Source organism: Paraburkholderia ferrariae NBRC 106233 (assembly GCF_000685035.1).
Lineage (GTDB): Bacteria > Pseudomonadota > Gammaproteobacteria > Burkholderiales > Burkholderiaceae > Paraburkholderia > Paraburkholderia ferrariae.
On the sequence record NZ_BAYB01000011.1, the window covers coordinates 1 to 19,242 of the forward strand.

16 protein-coding genes are annotated in these 19,242 nt (G+C 66.4%); 15 read left to right on the plus strand and 1 reads right to left on the minus strand.

What is annotated here, in order from left to right:
- Positions 1-530: pyridoxal-phosphate dependent enzyme (locus tag BFE01S_RS12280; RefSeq protein WP_028225750.1), on the minus strand; the 530-nt coding region annotated here is incomplete at its 3' end.
- 626 nt (positions 531-1,156) lie between these two features.
- Here BFE01S_RS12280 and BFE01S_RS12285 point away from each other — a divergent pair.
- From BFE01S_RS12285 to BFE01S_RS12355, 15 genes are all read left to right on the plus strand, one after another.
- Positions 1,157-5,200: a DUF3683 domain-containing protein gene (locus tag BFE01S_RS12285; protein WP_028225751.1), complete on the plus strand. Its 4,044-nt coding sequence runs from the start codon at positions 1,157-1,159 to the stop codon at positions 5,198-5,200.
- Between the two features lie 72 nt (positions 5,201-5,272).
- The gene (locus BFE01S_RS12290) at positions 5,273-5,704 is read left to right on the plus strand and encodes an HIT family protein (protein WP_028225752.1); all 432 of its coding nucleotides are present in this window, start codon (positions 5,273-5,275) and stop codon (positions 5,702-5,704) included.
- A gap of 103 nt (positions 5,705-5,807) precedes the next feature.
- Positions 5,808-6,221 (plus strand): gamma-butyrobetaine hydroxylase-like domain-containing protein, encoded by a 414-nt coding sequence (locus BFE01S_RS12295; RefSeq protein ID WP_028225753.1) that lies wholly within the window; start codon positions 5,808-5,810, stop codon positions 6,219-6,221.
- A 99-nt stretch (positions 6,222-6,320) separates the two neighbouring features.
- Complete coding sequence (gene ubiE, locus BFE01S_RS12300) at positions 6,321-7,052, plus strand: bifunctional demethylmenaquinone methyltransferase/2-methoxy-6-polyprenyl-1,4-benzoquinol methylase UbiE (RefSeq protein ID WP_028225754.1); 732 nt, start codon at positions 6,321-6,323, stop codon at positions 7,050-7,052.
- Between the two features lie 36 nt (positions 7,053-7,088).
- Positions 7,089-8,147: a Tim44 domain-containing protein gene (locus BFE01S_RS12305; RefSeq protein ID WP_028225755.1), complete on the plus strand. Its 1,059-nt coding sequence runs from the start codon at positions 7,089-7,091 to the stop codon at positions 8,145-8,147.
- A 135-nt stretch (positions 8,148-8,282) separates the two neighbouring features.
- Complete coding sequence (locus BFE01S_RS38430) at positions 8,283-8,930, plus strand: ubiquinone biosynthesis accessory factor UbiJ (protein WP_042337581.1); 648 nt, start codon at positions 8,283-8,285, stop codon at positions 8,928-8,930.
- Positions 8,931-8,934: 4 nt separating this feature from the next.
- Positions 8,935-10,512, plus strand: a complete 1,578-nt coding sequence (ubiB, locus tag BFE01S_RS12315) for a ubiquinone biosynthesis regulatory protein kinase UbiB (RefSeq protein WP_028225756.1) — start codon at positions 8,935-8,937, stop codon at positions 10,510-10,512.
- Positions 10,513-10,584: 72 nt separating this feature from the next.
- Positions 10,585-11,232: a methyltransferase domain-containing protein gene (locus tag BFE01S_RS12320; RefSeq protein ID WP_028225757.1), complete on the plus strand. Its 648-nt coding sequence runs from the start codon at positions 10,585-10,587 to the stop codon at positions 11,230-11,232.
- 151 nt (positions 11,233-11,383) lie between these two features.
- Positions 11,384-11,734 (plus strand): FmdB family zinc ribbon protein, encoded by a 351-nt coding sequence (locus BFE01S_RS12325; protein WP_028225758.1) that lies wholly within the window; start codon positions 11,384-11,386, stop codon positions 11,732-11,734.
- Positions 11,735-11,818: 84 nt separating this feature from the next.
- Positions 11,819-12,442 carry a DUF502 domain-containing protein gene (locus BFE01S_RS12330; RefSeq protein WP_028225759.1) on the plus strand — a complete coding sequence of 208 codons (624 nt, stop codon included), beginning with the start codon at positions 11,819-11,821 and terminating at the stop codon, positions 12,440-12,442.
- A 72-nt stretch (positions 12,443-12,514) separates the two neighbouring features.
- On the plus strand, positions 12,515-14,320 hold the full coding sequence (gene aspS, locus BFE01S_RS12335) for an aspartate--tRNA ligase (RefSeq protein ID WP_028225760.1): 1,806 nt from the start codon (positions 12,515-12,517) through the stop codon (positions 14,318-14,320).
- Between the two features lie 173 nt (positions 14,321-14,493).
- Complete coding sequence (nudB, locus tag BFE01S_RS12340) at positions 14,494-14,970, plus strand: dihydroneopterin triphosphate diphosphatase (RefSeq protein WP_028225761.1); 477 nt, start codon at positions 14,494-14,496, stop codon at positions 14,968-14,970.
- A 77-nt stretch (positions 14,971-15,047) separates the two neighbouring features.
- Positions 15,048-16,421, plus strand: a complete 1,374-nt coding sequence (locus tag BFE01S_RS12345; RefSeq protein WP_028225762.1) for a phospholipase D-like domain-containing protein — start codon at positions 15,048-15,050, stop codon at positions 16,419-16,421.
- Between the two features lie 252 nt (positions 16,422-16,673).
- Positions 16,674-17,273: a TetR/AcrR family transcriptional regulator gene (locus tag BFE01S_RS12350; protein WP_028225763.1), complete on the plus strand. Its 600-nt coding sequence runs from the start codon at positions 16,674-16,676 to the stop codon at positions 17,271-17,273.
- Between the two features lie 67 nt (positions 17,274-17,340).
- The gene (locus BFE01S_RS12355) at positions 17,341-19,128 is read left to right on the plus strand and encodes an acyl-CoA dehydrogenase C-terminal domain-containing protein (RefSeq protein ID WP_028225764.1); all 1,788 of its coding nucleotides are present in this window, start codon (positions 17,341-17,343) and stop codon (positions 19,126-19,128) included.
- Positions 19,129-19,242: the final 114 nt, after the last annotated feature.

The following is a 19,242-nucleotide window of genomic DNA, read 5'->3' on the forward strand; positions in this document are numbered from 1 at the left end:
GCGTGGATCGGGGCCTGATGCTGGCTCAGGATCTCCATGGCGACCGTGCCCTGGCCGGCGATCACGTCCGGGTCGTCGAACGGGTGCACGAAGGTCAGGCCGCGCTCGTCCTGCAGGCGCAGGGCGTGGGCGTAGGTGTCGCTGTAGGACTCGCCCGCCTGCACCACCTCGACGGTCGGGCCGCCGTGGGTGCGCACCGCATCGACCTTCACCTGGGGCGTGGTGACGGGCACGCAGATCACCGCCTTCACGCCGAGCCTCGCGGCCGAGAGGGCCACGCCCTGGGCGTGATTGCCTGCGGAGGCGGTAATCACGCCGCGCTCGAGCTGCGCGGGGGTGAGCTGGGCCATCTTGTTGTAGGCGCCGCGCAGCTTGAAGGAGAACACCGGCTGGTTGTCCTCGCGCTTGAGCCACACCGCGTTGGCAAGGCGCGCGGAGAGATTGGGCGCGCGCTCCAGTTCGGTTTCGCGGGCCACGTCGTACACGCGGGCGGTGAGGATTTTTTTGAGGTAGTCGTCGTGGGAAGCCATGCGGGGCGTGCCTGGAAGGCAAAGGAAGCGGAAAAAGCGGGGTAGGACGGCAAACGCCAATGATAGCGCCAACGGCCAGGGTGCTGGCGCGTGCTCCCGGACTCCATTTCCCGACCCTGTGGACGGCGAATCATGTCGCGCCCATACCACGTAGCGGTCACGACGGCCGCCGCCATCGCTTCCCCGGTTCGCCGCGCGCAAAGAACGCCGCGGAGCGCCGCGCGCCTTGCGCCACAACGGTTTGCCGCCGTTCGCCGATTAACCTTGCGGGGCGGGCGGGTTCCCGGACCGCCCCAGCGCTCGCACGGATCATGCGTTAAAATCCGGTTTTGATAACCAGGATCGGAAGATGCACTGGCAACCTCGGACAGCCCATTTGATGCCCGCACGGCGCGAGACCCGCCCCGCGGCGCAGCGGCATATCCGCCACGCACGATCGTGTCGCGGAGTCTGAGTGCAGGGGTTCCGCTGGCGTGAATGCCGCCGCCGCGAGGCTTCCCCAACCTGATGTCCGCCACCCGCCACCGGCGGACACGATTTCAGAATAGCGCCCCACGCGCCCCGCCGGTATCGGCCGGGCGGCTCGCCAGCCGCTGCACGGTACCGACACAAAGAGTCGTCCAACCATGAACGCACCTCAAGTTTTCGATCCTCACGGCGCTGCCGCCGCCGTGGCCACCGACATCGAACCTCGCCTGCGCGAGATTCCGTATAACTACACGTCCTTTTCGGATCGCGAAATTGTCATTCGCCTGCTCGGCGAGGAAGCCTGGGCCGCGCTTGCCGAACTGCGGGCCGAGCGCCGCACCGGCCGCTCGGCGCGCATGCTCTACGAAGTGCTGGGCGACATCTGGGTGGTGCGCCGCAATCCGTACCTTCAGGACGACCTGCTCGACAATCCGAAGCGCCGCGCGCTCCTGATCGAGGCGCTCAACCACCGCCTCGCCGAAATCGAAAAACGCCGCCGCGCCGACCTGAGCGAGCACGGCGACGATGCCGGCCTCGATCGCGCCGCGCGCGTCGAGACGCTGATCGCCGCGGCGCACCGCGCGATCGACGCGTTCGCGGGCGAGTTCGGGAAGATGGCCGAACTGCGCCGCCGCGCGACCAAAGAACTCGGCCGCCGCACGCAGAAGGACAACATCCGCTTCGACGGCCTCGCGCGCGTTTCGCACGTGACCGACGCGACCGACTGGCGCGTGGAATATCCCTTCGTCGTGCTGACGCCCGACACCGAGGAAGAGATCGCGGGCCTCGTCAAGGCCTGCTTCGAACTGGGCCTCACCGTGATTCCGCGCGGCGGCGGCACGGGCTACACGGGCGGCGCGGTGCCGCTCACGCCGTTCTCGGCCGTCATCAACACCGAGAAGCTCGAAAAGCTCGGCGCGGTCGAGATGACCGATCTGCCCGGCGTCGATCGCCAGGTGCCCACGATCTTCTCCGGCGCGGGGGTGGTCACGCGGCGCGTGACCGAGGCTGCCGAAGCCGCGGGCTTCGTGTTTGCGGTCGATCCCACCTCCATCGACGCCTCGTGCATCGGCGGCAACGTCGCCATGAACGCGGGCGGCAAGAAGGCGGTGCTGTGGGGCACGGCGCTCGACAACCTCGCCTGGTGGCGCATGGTCGATCCCGAAGGCAACTGGCTCGAAGTCACGCGCCTCGAGCACAACATGGGCAAGATCCATGACATCGCGCTCGCGCGCTTCGAGCTGAAGTGGTTCGACGGCGAGCACGCGCCGGGCGAGAAGCTGCTGCGCACCGAACGGCTCGACATCGAGGGCAAGCGCTTTCGCAAGGAAGGCCTCGGCAAGGACGTCACCGACAAGTTCCTCGCGGGCCTGCCCGGCGTGCAGAAGGAGGGCTGCGACGGCCTCATCACGTCGGCGCGCTGGGTGCTGCACAAGATGCCGGCGCACACGCGCACCGTCTGTCTGGAGTTCTTCGGCCAGGCGCGCGAGGCGATTCCGAGCATCGTCGAAATCAAGGACTACCTGTTCGAAACCTCGAAGCAGGGAGGCGCGATTCTCGCCGGGCTCGAGCATCTCGACGAACGCTATCTGCGCGCCGTGGGCTATGCCACCAAGAGCAAGCGCAACGCGTTTCCGAAGATGGTGCTAATCGGCGACATCGTGGGCGACGACGCCGATGCGGTGGCCACCGCCACCTCGGAAGTCATCCGCATGGCCAACGGCAAGAGCGGCGAAGGCTTCGTGGCCGTCTCCGCCGAGGCGCGCAAGCGCTTCTGGCTCGACCGCAGCCGCACGGCCGCCATCGCGAAGCACACCAATGCGTTCAAGATCAACGAAGACGTCGTGATCCCGCTCAACCGCATGGGCGAGTACACGGACGGCATCGAGCGCATCAACATCGAGCTCTCGATCAAGAACAAGCTGCAGCTGGTCGATGCGCTCGAAGCGTTCTTCAAGGCCGGCAAGCTGCCGCTCGGCAAAAGCGACGACGCAAGCGAGATTCCGTCGGCGGAACTGCTCGAAGACCGCGTGCAGCAGGCGCTCGACCTGCTCAAGCGCGTGCGCGAGCGCTGGACCTTCGTGGGCGAGAAGCTCGATCTGTCCTTGCGCGAGGCGCAGCACTATCTCGTGCAACTGGGCTACGAGGCCCTCGCCGAGAAGTTTGCCGACCGCGTCGATGTGCAGCCCGGGGCCACCGTGTTCCACGTCACCCAGGACCGCACGGTGCGCATTTCGTGGAAGCAGGAGATCCGCGCGGAGCTGCGCCAGATCTTCAACGGCGGCGCGTTCAAGCCGATCCTCGACGAAGCCCAGGCGATCCACAAGAAGGTGCTGCGCGGCCGCGTGTTCGTCGCGCTGCACATGCACGCGGGCGACGGCAATGTTCACACGAACATTCCGGTCAACTCGGACAACTACGAGATGCTGCAGGACGCCCACGCGGCGGTCGCGCGCATCATGAAGCTCGCAAGGTCGCTCGACGGCGTGATTTCGGGCGAGCACGGCATCGGCATTACCAAGCTCGAGTTCCTCACGGACGAAGAGATCGCCGAATTCCGCAGCTACAAGCAGCGCGTCGACCCGCACGGGCGCTTCAACGCGGGCAAGCTGCTCGACGGCGCCGACCTGCGCAACGCCTATACGCCGTCGTTCGGCCTGATGGGGTACGAGTCGCTCATCATGCAGCAGTCCGATATCGGCGCGATTGCCGAATCGGTGAAGGACTGCCTGCGCTGCGGCAAGTGCAAGCCCGTGTGCGCGACGCACGTGCCGCGCGCGAACCTGCTCTACAGCCCGCGCAACAAGATTCTCGCGACCTCGCTGCTGGTCGAGGCGTTCCTGTACGAGGAGCAGACGCGCCGCGGCGTGTCGATCAAGCACTGGGACGAGTTCAACGACGTGGCCGACCACTGCACGGTCTGCCACAAGTGCGTGACGCCGTGCCCGGTCAAGATCGACTTCGGCGACGTGACGATGAACATGCGCAACCTGCTGCGCAAGATGGGCAAGAAGAAGTTCAACGCGGGCAACGCGGCGGGCATGTTCTTCCTCAACGCCACGAACCCGCAGACCATCAACCTCGCGCGCGAGGCGATGATGGGCGTGGGCTACAAGGCGCAGCGCCTCGGCAACGACCTCCTCAAGAAGGTCGTGAAGAAGCAGACGGCGCGTCCGCCCGCGAGCACCGGGCGGCCCGCCGTGGTGGAGCAGGTGATCCACTTCGTGAACAAGAAGATGCCGGGCAACCTGCCGAAGAAGACGGCGCGCGCGCTGCTCGACATCGAAGACAACAAGATCGTGCCGATCATCCGCAACCCGAAGACCACGAGCGTGGATTCGGAGGCGGTGTTCTACTTCCCGGGCTGCGGCTCGGAGCGCCTCTTCTCGCAGGTGGGCCTCGCCACCCAGGCCATGCTCTGGGAAGCGGGCGTGCAGACCGTGCTGCCGCCGGGCTATCTGTGCTGCGGCTATCCGCAGCGCGGTTCGGGCCAGTTCGACAAGGCCGAGAAGATCGTCACGGACAACCGCGTGCTGTTCCACCGGGTCGCGAACACGCTCAACTACCTCGATATCAAGACGGTGGTGGTGTCGTGCGGGACCTGCTACGACCAGCTTTCCGGTTATGAATTCGAAAAGATTTTCCCGGGCTGCCGCATCATCGACATCCACGAGTTTCTGCTCGAAAAAGGCATCAGGCTCGATGGCGTGACGGGCACGCGCTACATGTATCACGACCCGTGCCATACGCCGATCAAGACCGTCGATCCGGTCAAGCTCGTCAACGAACTGATGGGCGCGGAAAAGGACGGCTACAAGATCGAGAAGAACGAGCGCTGCTGCGGCGAATCGGGCACGTTGGCCGTGACGCGCCCGGACGTTTCGACCCAGGTGCGCTTTCGCAAGGAAGAAGAGATCCGCAAGGGTGCGGCAAAATTGCGCGGCATCCCGCTCGTGGGCAGCGCCAATGGCGTGCAGCCCGCCACGCCGCAGGAAGCCGGCGGCGTGGGCAGCGCCGAGAACGTCAAGATCCTGACGAGCTGCCCGTCGTGCCTCCAGGGCCTGTCGCGCTACAACGAGGACGCCGGCATCGAAGCCGACTACATCGTCGTGGAAATCGCCCGTCACGTGCTGGGCGACAACTGGATGGCAGATTATGTCCAGAAGGCGAACAATGGCGGAATCGAGCGCGTGCTGGTCTAATGGCGGCGCTGGGTAACAGCGGATTGTAGGGATTGCACGGTGCGATCCTGCGATGGCGGCTCGGGGGCGACGATGGGATGCGTATTCTGCAGTGAGGAAGGCGGCGAAGTGCTATGGCAGGACGAGCGCATGCGCGTCGTGCTGGCCGTATCGGAAGCCGATTACCCGGGCTTTTGCCGGGTGATCTGGAATGGCCACGTCGCCGAATTCTCGGATCTCGCCGCGCCCGACCGGGAGCATCTGATGCGGGCCGTCTATGCCGTCGAACGGGCCTTGCGCCGCGTCATGCAGCCTTCGAAGGTGAACCTGGCGAGCCTCGGCAACCAGGTGCCGCACATGCACTGGCACGTGATCCCGCGTTTCACGAACGACGCGCATTTCCCGCTGCCCGTGTGGGCGCCGCGCCAGCGCACGGTTTCCGAGGCGATGCTGGGCCAGCGCCGCGCGCAGGCCACGCTGCTGCGCGAGGCGGTGCGTCACGAAATGGACGGGGCGCTGGCCTGAAGGGGCCGGCAGCCATGGCTCGGGCCGTGCCATGGCCATGGTGATGGCAGGCCGGGCGCCGGAGGGGCGTCGCGCTGAACGGGCATGAGCCCGAGGACGAATCATGAGTGGACTGAAATCCGATACGCCGGTGCCGACCGGCATCGTGGTGCATGCCGTTTCGCGCGTGCTGGAGTTGCAGTACGCGAACGGCGAGAGCTACCGCGTTCCCTTCGAGCTGATGCGCGTGTATTCGCCTTCGGCGGAAGTGCGCGGCCACGGGCCGGGGCAGGAGACGCTGCAGACCGGCAAGCGCGAGGTCACGATCACGGCGCTGGAGGGCGTGGGCCATTACGCGCTGCAGCCGACTTTTTCGGACGGCCACAATACCGGCATCTACTCGTGGGACCAGCTCCATGAGCTGGCCACACGCCAGGACGAACTCTGGGCGGAATACTTCGCGAAGCTCAAGGCGGCGGGCGTCGACCGCGACACGCCGATGGCGCCGCCCGCTGCGGCGCACGGCCACTGCCACTGACGCTTCCTGTTACGATCCTGCCCCGCTGCCGCCGCTTACCCTGCATGTTGGGCGCGGCAGCCATTCTCAAGACAAGACCCCCGCGAAAGGACGAACGCGATGAGCAAAACCCACTTCGGCTATCAGAGCGTTGAAGAACAGGACAAGGCGAAGAAGGTGGCCGGTGTGTTCCACTCGGTCGCCTCCAACTACGACCTCATGAACGATCTGATGTCGGGGGGGCTGCACCGCGCCTGGAAGGCTTTCACGATCGCCCAGGCCAACGTGCGGCCGGGCGCGAAGGTGCTCGATATCGCGGGCGGGACCGGCGACCTTTCGATGGCGTTCGCGAAGAAGGCGGGCGAAAAGGGCGAGGTCTGGCACACCGACATCAACGAATCGATGCTGCGCGTGGGCCGCGACCGCTTGCTCGACCACGGCGTGGTCACGCCTGCGCTCCTCTGCGACGCCGAGCGGATTCCCTTTCCGGATAACTACTTCGACGTGGTGACCGTGGCCTTCGGCCTGCGCAACATGACCCACAAGGATGTCGCGCTGGCCGAGATGCGCCGCGTGCTCAAGCCGGGCGGCCGCCTGCTGGTGCTGGAGTTCTCGAAGGTCTGGGAGCCGCTCAAGAAGGCGTACGACGTCTATTCGTTCAAGGTGCTGCCGTGGCTGGGCGCCCGCTTCGCGCAGGACGCCGACAGCTATCGCTACCTGGCCGAATCGATCCGCATGCACCCGGACCAGGAAACTTTGAAGACGATGATGGAACAAATCGGCCTAGACGCCGTCAAATATTACAATTTGTCAGCTGGCGTGGTAGCCTTACACGTCGGGACAAAGTATTAGCGTTCCCAAACCTCTGTCTTTAAAGGAAAACTTGCCATGTCTGAGCCCCGCGTCAATGCTTCCAGTAAGCTTTCAATGCAGTGGGCCAGAAGGATGGGAGTGCTGGCCATGGTTGGCGTGCTCGTGGCCGGCAGCTTCGCGTCGTTCGACGCCGAGGCCCGCCGCATGGGCGGCAGCCGCAGCATCGGCAAGCAGTCTTCGGTGGCCTCGCAACGCAGCGCCACGCCGCCGCCGGCCCAGCCCACGCCGGCGCAACAGCCGGGTCAGGCGCAGCGCGCCCAGCCGGCCACGCCCGCACCGGCGCCTGCCGCCGCCGCGCCCGCGCGCAACCGCTGGCTCGGCCCGATCGCGGGTCTGGCGGCCGGCCTCGGCATCGCCGCGCTGCTCTCGCACTTCGGTCTTGGCGAAGCGTTCGCCGGCGCCATGGCGAACGCCATCGTGATCGCGCTCATCGCCTTCGCGGCGATCTGGCTGATCCGCAAGTTCATGAACCGCCGCCGCGCCGTGCAGCCGGCGTTCCAGGTGGGCGGCGGTCTGCCGTCGTCGGGCGGCCTGAACGGCGCGGGCACTTTCCCGCAGGGCGGTTACCCGCAGGGCGGTTACCCGCAGGGCGGCTATAAGCAGGAGCCGAGCTACACGGCGCCTTCCGCGAGCCAGTCTCTCGCGCCGGAAGCCACCGCGCTCAACACGCCGCAGGCCGCCCCCGCGCTGTCGATCCCGGCTGGCTTCGACACGGAAACGTTCCTGCGCAATGCGAAGGTGTACTTCGTGCGCCTGCAGGCCGCCTGGGACGTGGGCAACATGAACGATATCCGCGAGTTCACCACGCCCGAGATGTTTGCCGAGATCCGCGTCGATCTCGCGAGCCGCGGCAGCGAGGAGAACCACACCGACATCGTGCAGCTCAACGCCGATCTGCTCGACGTGGCGGAGCAAGACAGCGGGTACCTCGCGAGCGTGCGCTTCTCCGGCCTGATCCGCGAGACGCAGGGCGCCGCGGCCGAGCCGTTCGTGGAGATCTGGAATCTCTCGAAGTCGCGCACGAGCGGCGAGGGCTGGCTGCTCGCGGGGATTCAGCAGATCGAGCACCACTGAGCGGGCCGCGCGGGCGGCTTTGGCCTTTTGGCCAGGTCCGGCCAGGCCGCGCTGGGCCGCGACCGAACCCCGCGAACGCTACAATAGGAACCCGCGCGGGCTTTTGCCCGCGCGGGTTTTCTTATTCCATGCCCGATGACTCTCGCCGCCAAGCCCTTCGCTGCCGCCGTCAATCACCTGCTCGCCCGCGAATCGTGGGCCCGCGAACGTCTCGCTCCGTACGCGGGCAAGACGGCGCGGCTGTCGTGTCCGCCCGTCGTTCTCACCTTGCTCGTGCAGCCCGACGGCTATCTCGCGGCCGTCGAGGAACAGGACGCGCCGCGCGCGGACGTCTCGCTCTCGCTGCCGGCCGACGCGCTGCCGTCGTTCGTGCAGGGCGGCCAGGCCGCGGTGATGAAGCACGTCAAGATCGAAGGCGATGCGGAGTTCGCACAGATCATCGGCAAGCTCGCCGAGCATCTGCGCTGGGAGCCCGAGGAGGACCTCGCGAAGCTCGTCGGCGACGCGCCCGCTGCTCGCCTCGCCTCGCTCGCGCGCGCCGCGAGCGATCAGGCGCGGCGCACCGGCCGCAACGTGCTGGGCTCGCTCACGGAATATCTGCTCGACGAGAATCCGCAACTCGTGCGGCGCGCCGAGCTGGACGGCCTGAACGCCGAACTCTCCCGCGCGCGCGACGCCCTCGCGCGCGTGGAAAAGCGCATCGAGCGCCTCGAACAAAAAACGGCAGCCGGCACGCCCGACGTGACGCCGCTGCGCGGCCCGCGCCCGACCACAGGCCTCTAAAAAAATGCGTTTCCTGCGTTTCCTGAAGATCTTTTTTACGGTCATCCGCTTCGGTCTCGACGAAATGATGTTGAGCCGGATCAATGACCGGCGTGTACGGCTGCTGCTGCGCATCACCACGATCGGCCGCAAGTTCGAGCAGCCGCCCGGCGTGCGCCTGCGGCTCGCGCTGGAAAGTCTCGGCCCCATCTTCGTGAAGTTCGGGCAGGTGCTCTCCACGCGGCGCGACCTGCTGCCGGCCGATATCGCCAACGAACTCGCGCGCCTGCAGGACCAGGTGCCGCCGTTCGACTCGAACGTGGCGATCGGCATTATCGAAAAGTCGCTCGGCGCGCCGGTCGATACGCTCTTCGACGATTTCGAGCGCGTCCCGGTGGCGAGCGCCTCGATTGCGCAGGTGCACTTCGCGAAAGTGCGCTCCGGGCAGCACATGGGCAGGGCTGTCGCGGTGAAGGTGCTGCGGCCGAACATGCGCCCCGTGATCGATTCCGACCTCGCGCTCCTGCGCGACATCGCCATCTGGGCCGAGCGCCTGTGGGCGGACGGCAAGCGCCTGAAGCCGCGCGAGGTGGTCGCCGAATTCGACAAATACCTGCACGACGAACTCGACCTCATGCGCGAGGCCGCCAACGGCAGCCAGTTGCGCCGCAATTTCGCGGGCCTCGATCTGCTGCTCGTGCCCGAGATGTTCTGGGAGTACAGCACGAGCAATGTGCTCACGATGGAGCGCATGGTGGGCGTGCCGATCAGCCAGGTGGACAAGCTGCGCACGGCCGGCGTGGACATTCCGAAGCTCGCGCGCGAAGGCGTGGAGATCTTCTTCACGCAGGTTTTCCGCGACGGCTTCTTTCACGCCGACATGCACCCCGGCAACATCCAGGTGAGCCTCGATCCGGCGCATTTCGGGCGCTATATCGCGCTCGACTTCGGGATCGTCGGCGCGCTCTCGGACTTCGACAAGAACTACCTCGCGCAGAACTTCCTCGCCTTCTTCAAGCGCGACTATCACCGCGTGGCCACGCTGCACATCGAGTCGGGCTGGGTGCCGTCCAATACGCGCGTGGAAGAGCTGGAGAGTGCGATTCGCGCCGTTTGCGAGCCGTACTTCGACCGGGCGCTGAAGGACATCTCGCTCGGCCAGGTGCTGCTGCGCCTCTTCCAGACCTCGCGGCGCTTCAACGTCGAAATCCAGCCGCAGCTCGTGCTGCTGCAAAAGACCATGCTCAACGTCGAGGGCCTCGGGCGCTCGCTCGATCCGGAGCTCGATCTCTGGAAGACGGCCAAGCCGTACCTCGAACGCTGGATGGCCGAGCAGATCGGCCTGCGCGGCTGGTACGAGCGCTTCAGGATCGAAGCGCCGCAGTGGAGCAAGACGCTGCCGCAACTGCCGCGGCTCGTGCACCAGGCGCTGCTCCATCGCCAGGACCCCGTGCATGGGACCAGCGAGGAATGGATCCGTGCGATCCTGCTCGAACAGCGGCGTACGAACCGGCTTTTGCAGGGCCTGCTCGTGTTCGGCATTGCGGTGGGCGTGGGCATCGTGGTGGCGCGTGCCTGGATCGCGTTTGCCGCGGGCGGCTGAGGCCGCGCGCAGACCACGCTCTGCGTGCGCGGGATGGACTGCAGCGCGGCACCATGGGACAGGAGACACAGCATGAATGAACCGAATCGACCCCCGGCCCCGGCCGCCCCCGAATTCGCCACGCGCGACCCGGGGCAGGCTTCGTTCTGGGACGAACGTTTCGAGCGCGGCTTCACGCCGTGGGACCAGGCGGGCGTCCAGCCGCAGTTCGAGGCCTTCGCCGCCGCCCATCCCGCGGCCACGGTGCTGATTCCCGGCTGCGGCAATGCCTGGGAAGCGGGCTGGCTCGCCGGGCGCGGCCGCACGGTGCGCGCCATCGACTTTTCCCCCGCCGCGGTCGCGAGCGCCCGCGCGGCGCTCGGCCCGCACGCGGCGGCGGTGGAGGAGGCCGACTTCTACACGTATGCGCCGCCGTTCGCACCGGACTGGGTTTTCGAGCGTGCCTTCCTGTGCGCGCTGCCGCCCGCCCAGCGCGAGCGCTACGCGCGGCGCCTCGCGGCGCTGCTTGCGCCCGGCGCGCTGCTCGCCGGCTATTTTTTCGTCGGCGAGCCGCAGAAAGGGCCGCCGTTCCCGATCGTGCGCGCCGAGCTCGACGCGCTCCTCGCGCCGTACTTCACGCTGCTCGACGATCAGCCGGCCACGGGCTCGCTGCCGGTGTTCGAGGGGCGCGAGCGCTGGATGACCTGGTGCCGCAACGAAGCGGCCGCGCCCGCGCGCTGAGCGTCTCTTGATGCGGCCGCAGGCCGCCCCAAACTAAGGCGGCGTTGGCCGCGCTCCGACCTCGTCCGGCGATTGCCAGGGCGGGCGCCGGTTTGCGGCTATAATTCAAGGCTTTGCAAGCAATTATCAGATTTTCATCAGGATAGAGATCATGCCGATCTACGCTTATCGCTGCGAATCGTGCGGTTTCGCGAAAGACGCGTTGCAGAAGATCAGCGATGCGCCCCTCACGCAGTGCCCGAACTGCGGGGCGGATACGTTCCGCAAGCAGGTCACCGCGGCCGGCTTCCAGCTGAAGGGTTCGGGCTGGTACGTCACGGACTTCCGCGGCGGCAATAATGGCGCGGGCGCCGCGGCCGCAGCGGCACCCGGCGCGAAGGAGTCGGGCGAAGCGGCTTCGTCGCCGGAAAGCAGCAAGCCGGCGGCCGAGAGCGCGGCGGCGCCGGCCGCTTCGAGCGCCCCGGCAGGCCCGGGCTCGACCCCGAGCCCGGGCGCCACCTGAGACCCGCGGTCCGGCTTGACCCGCCGGATCGCAAGCATGCCGCGCGCCACCCGGCGCGGCACCAACGGCGGTGTGTACATGACGATGAAGAAAGCGACGCTCAAGACGATATTCCTGACCGGCTTGCTGGTGCTGGTGCCGCTCGCCATCACGCTGTGGGTGCTGAACCTCATCATCGGCACGATGGATCAGACCCTGCTGCTGCTGCCGCAGGCGTGGCAGCCGAAGCAGCGGCTGCCGGGGCTCGGCGCCGTGCTGACGCTGGCGTTCATTTTTGTCGTGGGGCTCTTCACGCAGAACTTCGTCGGCCAGAAGCTCGTGTCGTGGTGGAACGCGCTGGTGCGGCGCATTCCGCTCGTGGGCCCGCTGTACAGTAGCGTGCAGCAGGTTTCCGATACACTGCTTTCGAGCAACGGCAATGCGTTCCGCAAGGCACTCCTGATCGAATATCCGCGCAAGGGTTCGTGGACGATTGCATTCCTCACCGGCATTCCGGGTGGCGACGTGGTGAACCACCTCCAGGAAGAGCATGTGAGCGTCTATGTGCCCACCACGCCGAATCCCACCTCGGGCTTCTTCCTGATGGTGCCGAAAAGCGAGGTGATCGAGCTCGACATGAGCGTCGACGCCGCGCTCAAGTATATTGTTTCGATGGGCGTCGTCGCCCCGGCTGCGCCCGCGCGCCGCTCCATCGATCCTCCGATGTAATGCCGGCTGCCGCGCCGGGTTGTTCTCGCGCGGCCCGCCCGTTCAATTCATGCATAACGAAAGACGAACATCATGTCGATGAGATCTGAATACTGCGGTCTGGTGACCGAACAGCTGCTGGGCCAAACTGTTTCGCTGTGCGGATGGGTGCATCGCCGCCGCGACCACGGCGGCGTCATCTTCATCGACCTGCGCGATCGCGAAGGCCTGGTTCAGGTCGTCTGCGACCCGGATCGCGCCGACATGTTCAAGACTGCCGAAGGCGTGCGCAACGAGTTCTGCGTGCAGATCAAGGGTGTGGTGCGCAACCGTCCGGAAGGCACGGTCAACACCAACCTCACGAGCGGCAAGATCGAAGTGCTGTGCCACGAGCTGACCGTGCTCAACGCATCGGTCACGCCGCCATTCCAGCTCGACGACGACAACCTCTCGGAAACCACGCGTCTCACGCACCGCGTGCTCGACCTGCGCCGTCCGCAGATGCAGCACAACCTGCGCCTGCGCTACCGCGTGGCGATGGCCGTGCGCAAGTATCTGGACGCGCTCGGCTTCATCGACATCGAAACGCCGATGCTCACGAAGAGCACGCCGGAAGGCGCGCGCGACTACCTCGTGCCGTCGCGCGTGAACGCGGGCCAGTTCTTCGCGCTGCCGCAGTCGCCGCAGCTCTTCAAGCAGCTTCTGATGGTGGCGAACTTCGATCGCTACTACCAGATCGTCAAGTGCTTCCGCGACGAAGACCTGCGCGCCGACCGTCAGCCCGAATTCACGCAGATCGACTGCGAAACGTCGTTCCTCGGCGAGCAGGAGATCCGCGACCTGTTCGAAGACATGGCGCGTCACGTGTTCAAGGAAACCATCGGCGTCGAGCTCGATGCGAAGTTCCCGGTGATGCAGTACTCGGAAGCCATGAGCCGCTTCGGTTCGGACAAGCCGGACCTGCGCGTGAAGCTCGAATTCACCGAACTCACCGACGCCATGAAGGACGTCGAGTTCAAGGTGTTCAGCTCGCCCGCCAACACCAAGGACGGCCGCGTGGCGGCGCTGCGCGTGCCGAAGGGCGGCGAGCTTTCGCGCGGCGACATCGACGGCTACACGGAATTCGTGCGCATCTACGGCGCGAAGGGCCTCGCCTGGATCAAGGTCAACGAGCGCGCGAAGGGCCGTGACGGCCTGCAAAGCCCGATCGTCAAGAACCTGCACGATGCCTCGATCGCCGCGATCCTCGAGCGCACGGGCGCCCAGGACGGCGACATCATTTTCTTCGCGGCCGACCGCGCGAAGGTGGTGAACGACAGCCTCGGCGCGCTGCGCCTGAAGATCGGCCATTCGGAGTTCGGCAAGTCCAACGGTCTCGTGGAAGCCGGCTGGAAGCCGCTGTGGGTCATCGACTTCCCGATGTTCGAGTACGACGAGGAAGAGAACCGCTACGTGGCGGCGCACCACCCGTTCACGAGCCCGAAGGACGAGCACCTCGAATACCTCGAGACCGACCCGGGCCGCTGCCTCGCGAAGGCCTATGACATGGTGCTGAACGGCTGGGAAATCGGCGGCGGTTCGGTTCGTATCTATCAGGAAGACGTGCAGAGCAAGGTGTTCCGCGCCCTCAAGATCGGTCCGGAAGAGGCGCGCGCGAAGTTCGGCTTCCTGCTCGACGCGCTGCAGTACGGCGCGCCGCCGCACGGCGGTATCGCGTTCGGCCTCGACCGCATCGTCACGATGATGGCCGGCGCCGACTCGATCCGCGACGTGATCGCGTTCCCGAAGACGCAGCGCGCCCAGTGTCTGCTCACGCAGGCGCCGAGCCCGGTGGACGAGCGTCAGCTGCGCGAGCTGCACATCCGTCTGCGCCAGCCGGAGCAGAAGGCGGCGCAGTAAGGGCGCGCAGTAAGGTCCGCGGTTCGGTCGCCCGGTTCGATCGACCCGGCAAGCCACGCAACGCAAGAAAGGCGCATCACGCGCCTTTTTTGTTTTTTGCGTTACATTTCCCTGAGCGGTTCCGCGTGCCGCACCGCACGTGCCGCACGAGAGTCCACCCACGCTCCGTCACCATGCAGAAGCCGCCGAAGATTCCCGAATCCGTTCTTGTCGTCATCCATACGCCGCAGCTCGACGTGCTGATCATCGAACGCGCCGACCGCCCCGGTTTCTGGCAGTCCGTTACCGGTTCGAAAGACCGTCTGGACGAGCTGTTCGCCGAAACGGCGGTGCGCGAAGTGGGCGAGGAAACCGGCATCGCGGTGGGGCCGGGCGGCGTGAGCGAGGCGGCGCTGCTCGACTGGCACCATCAGATCGAGTACGAAATCTACCCGGTCTGGCGCCACCGCTACGCGCCTGGCGTCACGCGCAACACCGAACACTGGTTCAGCCTCGAAGTGCCGCCCGGTACGCCGGTCACGCTCTCGCCGCGCGAGCATCTCGCGTATCGGTGGCTGCCGTATCAGGAGGCGGCGGCGTGCTGCTTCTCGTCGTCCAACCGCGAAGCGATCCTGCAACTGCCCGAGCGCCTGCGCGGAGCGCGCGCGTGACGGAGCGGCCGGACGCGCCGGACACGGCCGATACCACGGGTATCGCGGGCGCCGCGGGCACCACGGATGCGGCGGACATCGATCCGCGCCGCGCCGTCCGTTTGCGCGACCTGCTGCTGGGGCGGCGCTACCGGTCGCGCTACCGCTTCACGAGCGGCAACGAGGTGCGCCTTTTCGGCTCGGGCGCGGCGCTCTTCGGCGCGATGATCGAGCGCATCGACGCGGCCACGAGCGACGTCGCGCTCGAAACCTACATCTTCTGCGACGACGACATCGGCCGTGCCGTGTCCGAAGCGCTCGTGCGCGCCGTCGCGCGCGGCGTGCGCGTACGCGTGATCACCGACGGCATCGGCAGTCCGCACATCGCGCTCTTCGACGTCTGGCGCGCGCAGGGCGTCGAACATCGTGTCTATAACCCGCACATCTTCGGCCGCTTCGGCTTTTCGCGCACGCACCGCAAGCTCGCCGTGATCGACGACCACTATGCGTACTGCGGCGGCATCAACGTGATCGACGACCTGGAGCAGGACGGCCGCAAGCTGCCGTTCCCGCGCTGGGACTTTGCCGTGGAGCTGGCCGGCCCCGTGGTGGTGGACGTGCGCGAGGCGATCCAGCTTCAGTGGCACCGCATCCGCCTCGGCCACCGGCCGCCGCTCGCGCACGCTTCGGCCGTGCCGCGCTTTCTCGGCGTGCCAGCGAGCGCCGGCTTCATGGCGCCGCATCCGACGGGCCATGGCACCGGCCGCCCCGTGCAGGCCATCGACGAAGCGCTGCGCGAACTCGCGCCCATCGTGCCGCCGGGGCGCGCCGCGCGCATCATCGAGCGCCTGCGCGCGCGGCTGCGCGCCAGCGTGCGCGACCCGCGCACCGCCCGCGTGCCTTGCGTGGCCTTCGTCGCGCGCGACAACGTCGTGAATCGCCGCGCGATCGAGAAGGCTTACCTCGACGCCATCGGCGAAGCCCGCGAGGAGGTGCTGCTCGCCAATCCGTATTTCATGCCGGGACGGCGGCTGCGCCGCGCGCTCGTGGAGGCCGCGGGGCGCGGCATTTCGGTGCGGCTATTGATCGGACGAAAGGAGTTCAAGGTTCTCGACTACGGCGTGCCCTTCCTCTACCACGCGCTGCTTTCCGCCGGCGTGCAGATTGCCGAATACGAGAAAACCATGCTGCACGGCAAGGTGGCGGTGGTGGATTCGCGCTGGGGCACGGTCGGCTCCTCGAACCTCGATGCGCTGAGCCTCGTGCTCAACAACGAGGCGAACGTGCTGATGGTGCGGCATCCGCAGATTCTCGCGCTGCGCGAGGCCATCCTGAGCGCGTTTGGCGACGCCACCCAGATCGACCGTGCGCGCTATGAGGCACGCCCGGTGCTGGAGCGGGTGCTGAGCTGGATGGCCTATGCGGGCTACCGCGCGGTCATGAAGCTTCTCACCGTGGGCGGCTACGATTAGGCTTTCCGGCGTTTCCCGCAACGTGCTGGGCCGCCCGGCGCCTGCCACACGAGTATTCGAGGGAGCAATCGAGGAAAAATCCTGAGGAAAAGCCCGCTTGTGCGCGTGGCCCATTGCCCCAGAATTAGAGAACCGGTTAGAAATCGGTTTCTAATAAAGTCCTTGTTTCGCGGACGGCTGTCCTCAACAATAGTACGGCCGTTCGATTTCATTTCGGCCCCCGACGGGCTACATCGTTACGGTAAAAAAGCTATGCGAAAAGGCGAACAGACACGAGCCGCGATTCTGGATGCAGCACTCGACCTTGCCGGTCGCGACGGACTGGAAGGTCTGACGATCGGCCTGCTCGCGGAGCGCATGCAGATGAGCAAGAGCGGGGTCTTCGCGCATTTCGGGTCGCGCGAGGACCTGCAGGCCGAGGTGGTGAGCGAGTATCACCGCCGATTCGAGGAAGAAGTCTTCTTTCCGAGCTTGCGCGAACCGCGTGGTTTGCCTCGTCTGCGTGCGATGCTTTCGAGGTGGTTCGAAAAGCGGATTCACGAAGTCATGACCGGCTGCATCTACATCAGCGGCGCGGTCGAGTACGACGATCGTGCCGACAGCCAGGTGCGCGAGCGGCTGGTGGCGAGTGTCACGATGTGGCGTGCAGCGCTGTTGCGCGCGATTTCGCAGGCGATCGACGAAGGGCATCTGCGCCGGGACACCGATCCCCAGCTGATGCTGTTCGAACTCTATAGCGTAACGCTCGGTCTGCATCATGACGGCCGCTTCCTGCATCTGCCGGACGCCGTCGATCATGCGTGGGCCGCGCTCGAAAAACTGATTGTTTCGTATCAGAGCGAAAGCCGCTAGCGGCTGACGGCGCGCGGTGCGCCGCGGCGTCAGCAGGGCGGCGACGCTCAAATTTGGGAGAGTAGACATGGGACAGTACACCGCGCCGCTGCGCGACATGCAATTCGTGTTGCACGAACTGCTGAACGTGGAAGGCGAAGTGAAGCAGATGCCGAAGCACGCCGACCTCGACGCCGACACGATCAACCAGGTGCTCGAGGAGGCCGGCAAGTTCTGCTCCGAGGTGCTGTTTCCGCTGAACCAGACCGGCGACCGCGAAGGCTGCACGTATGCCGGCGACGGCGTCGTGACCACGCCGGCTGGCTTCAAGGAAGCGTACAGGCAGTACGTCGAGGCCGGCTGGCCGGCACTCGGCTGCGATCCCGAATACGGCGGCCAGGGCCTGCCCGCGTTCGTGAACAACGCGCTCTACGAAATGCTCAACTCGGCGAACCAGGCGTGGACCATGTATCCGGGTCTCTCGCACGGCGCCTACGAATGTCTGCACGCGCACGGCACGCCCGAGCTGCAGAAGACCTACCTGCCGAAGCTCGTGGAGGGCGTCTGGACGGGCACGATGTGCCTGACCGAGCCGCACTGCGGCACCGACCTCGGCATCCTGCGCACCAAGGCCGAGCCCAACAGCGACGGCTCGTACGCGATCACCGGCACGAAGATCTTCATCTCGAGCGGCGAGCACGACATGTCGGAGAACATCGTCCACCTCGTGCTCGCGCGCCTGCCGGACGCGCCTCCGGGCACCAAGGGCATTTCGCTCTTCATCGTGCCGAAGTTCATCCCCACCGCCGCGGGCGAGCCGGGCGAGCGCAACGGCATCAAGTGCGGCTCGATCGAGCACAAGATGGGCATTCACGGCAACTCGACCTGCGTGATGAACCTCGACGGCGCGAAGGGCTGGCTCGTCGGCGAACCGAACAAGGGCTTGAACGCCATGTTCGTGATGATGAACGCCGCCCGTCTGGGCGTCGGCATGCAGGGCCTCGGCCTGACCGAAGTCGCGTACCAGAACTCGCTCGCGTATGCGAAGGACCGCCTGCAGATGCGCGCACTGACGGGCCCGAAGGCGCCCGAGAAGGCCGCCGACCCGATCATCGTGCACCCGGACGTGCGCCGCATGCTGCTCACGCAGAAGGCCTGGGCCGAAGGCGCCCGCGCGTTCACGTACTGGGCCGCGCTCCACATCGACAAGGAGCTCTCGCACGAAGACGAAGCGCAGCGCAAGGAAGCCGCCGATCTGGTGGCGCTCCTCACGCCGATCATCAAGGCCTTCCTCACCGATAACGCGTTCGAGAGCACCAACCTCGGCATGCAGGTGTTCGGCGGCCACGGCTTCATCTCCGAGTGGGGCATGGAGCAGTACGTGCGCGACGCGCGCATCAACCAGATCTACGAAGGCACGAACACGATCCAGTCGCTCGACCTGCTGGGCCGCAAGGTGCTGGGCGACATGGGCGCGAAGCTCAAGAAGTTCGGCAAGCTCGTGACCGAATTCGTGGAAGCCGAAGGCATCAAGCCGGAAATGCAGGAGTTCGTGAACCCGCTCGCCGACATCGGCGACAAGGTGCAGAAGCTCACGATGGAAATCGGCATGAAGGCCATGCAGAACCCGGACGAAGTGGGCGCGGCCGCGGTGCCGTACCTGCGCACGGCGGGCCACCTCGTGTTCGCGTACTTCTGGGCCCGCATGGCGCGTATCGCGCTCGACAAGGAAGCGTCGGGCGATCCGTTCTACAAGTCGAAGCTCGCCACCGCGCGCTTCTACTTCGCGAAGCTGCTGCCGGAAACGGCGACCTCGATCCGCCAGGCGCGCGCCGGTTCGAAGACGCTGATGGAAGTGGACGAAGCGCTGTTCTAAAAGCCGACGGGGCGCCGCTCTGTGCCACCGCATCGAGCCGCATCGGGCGCCCCGCTTACACGATGTCCGAACGCGGCGCGCGTATCTTGCGCGCGCCGCCGCCCTCACATCTCA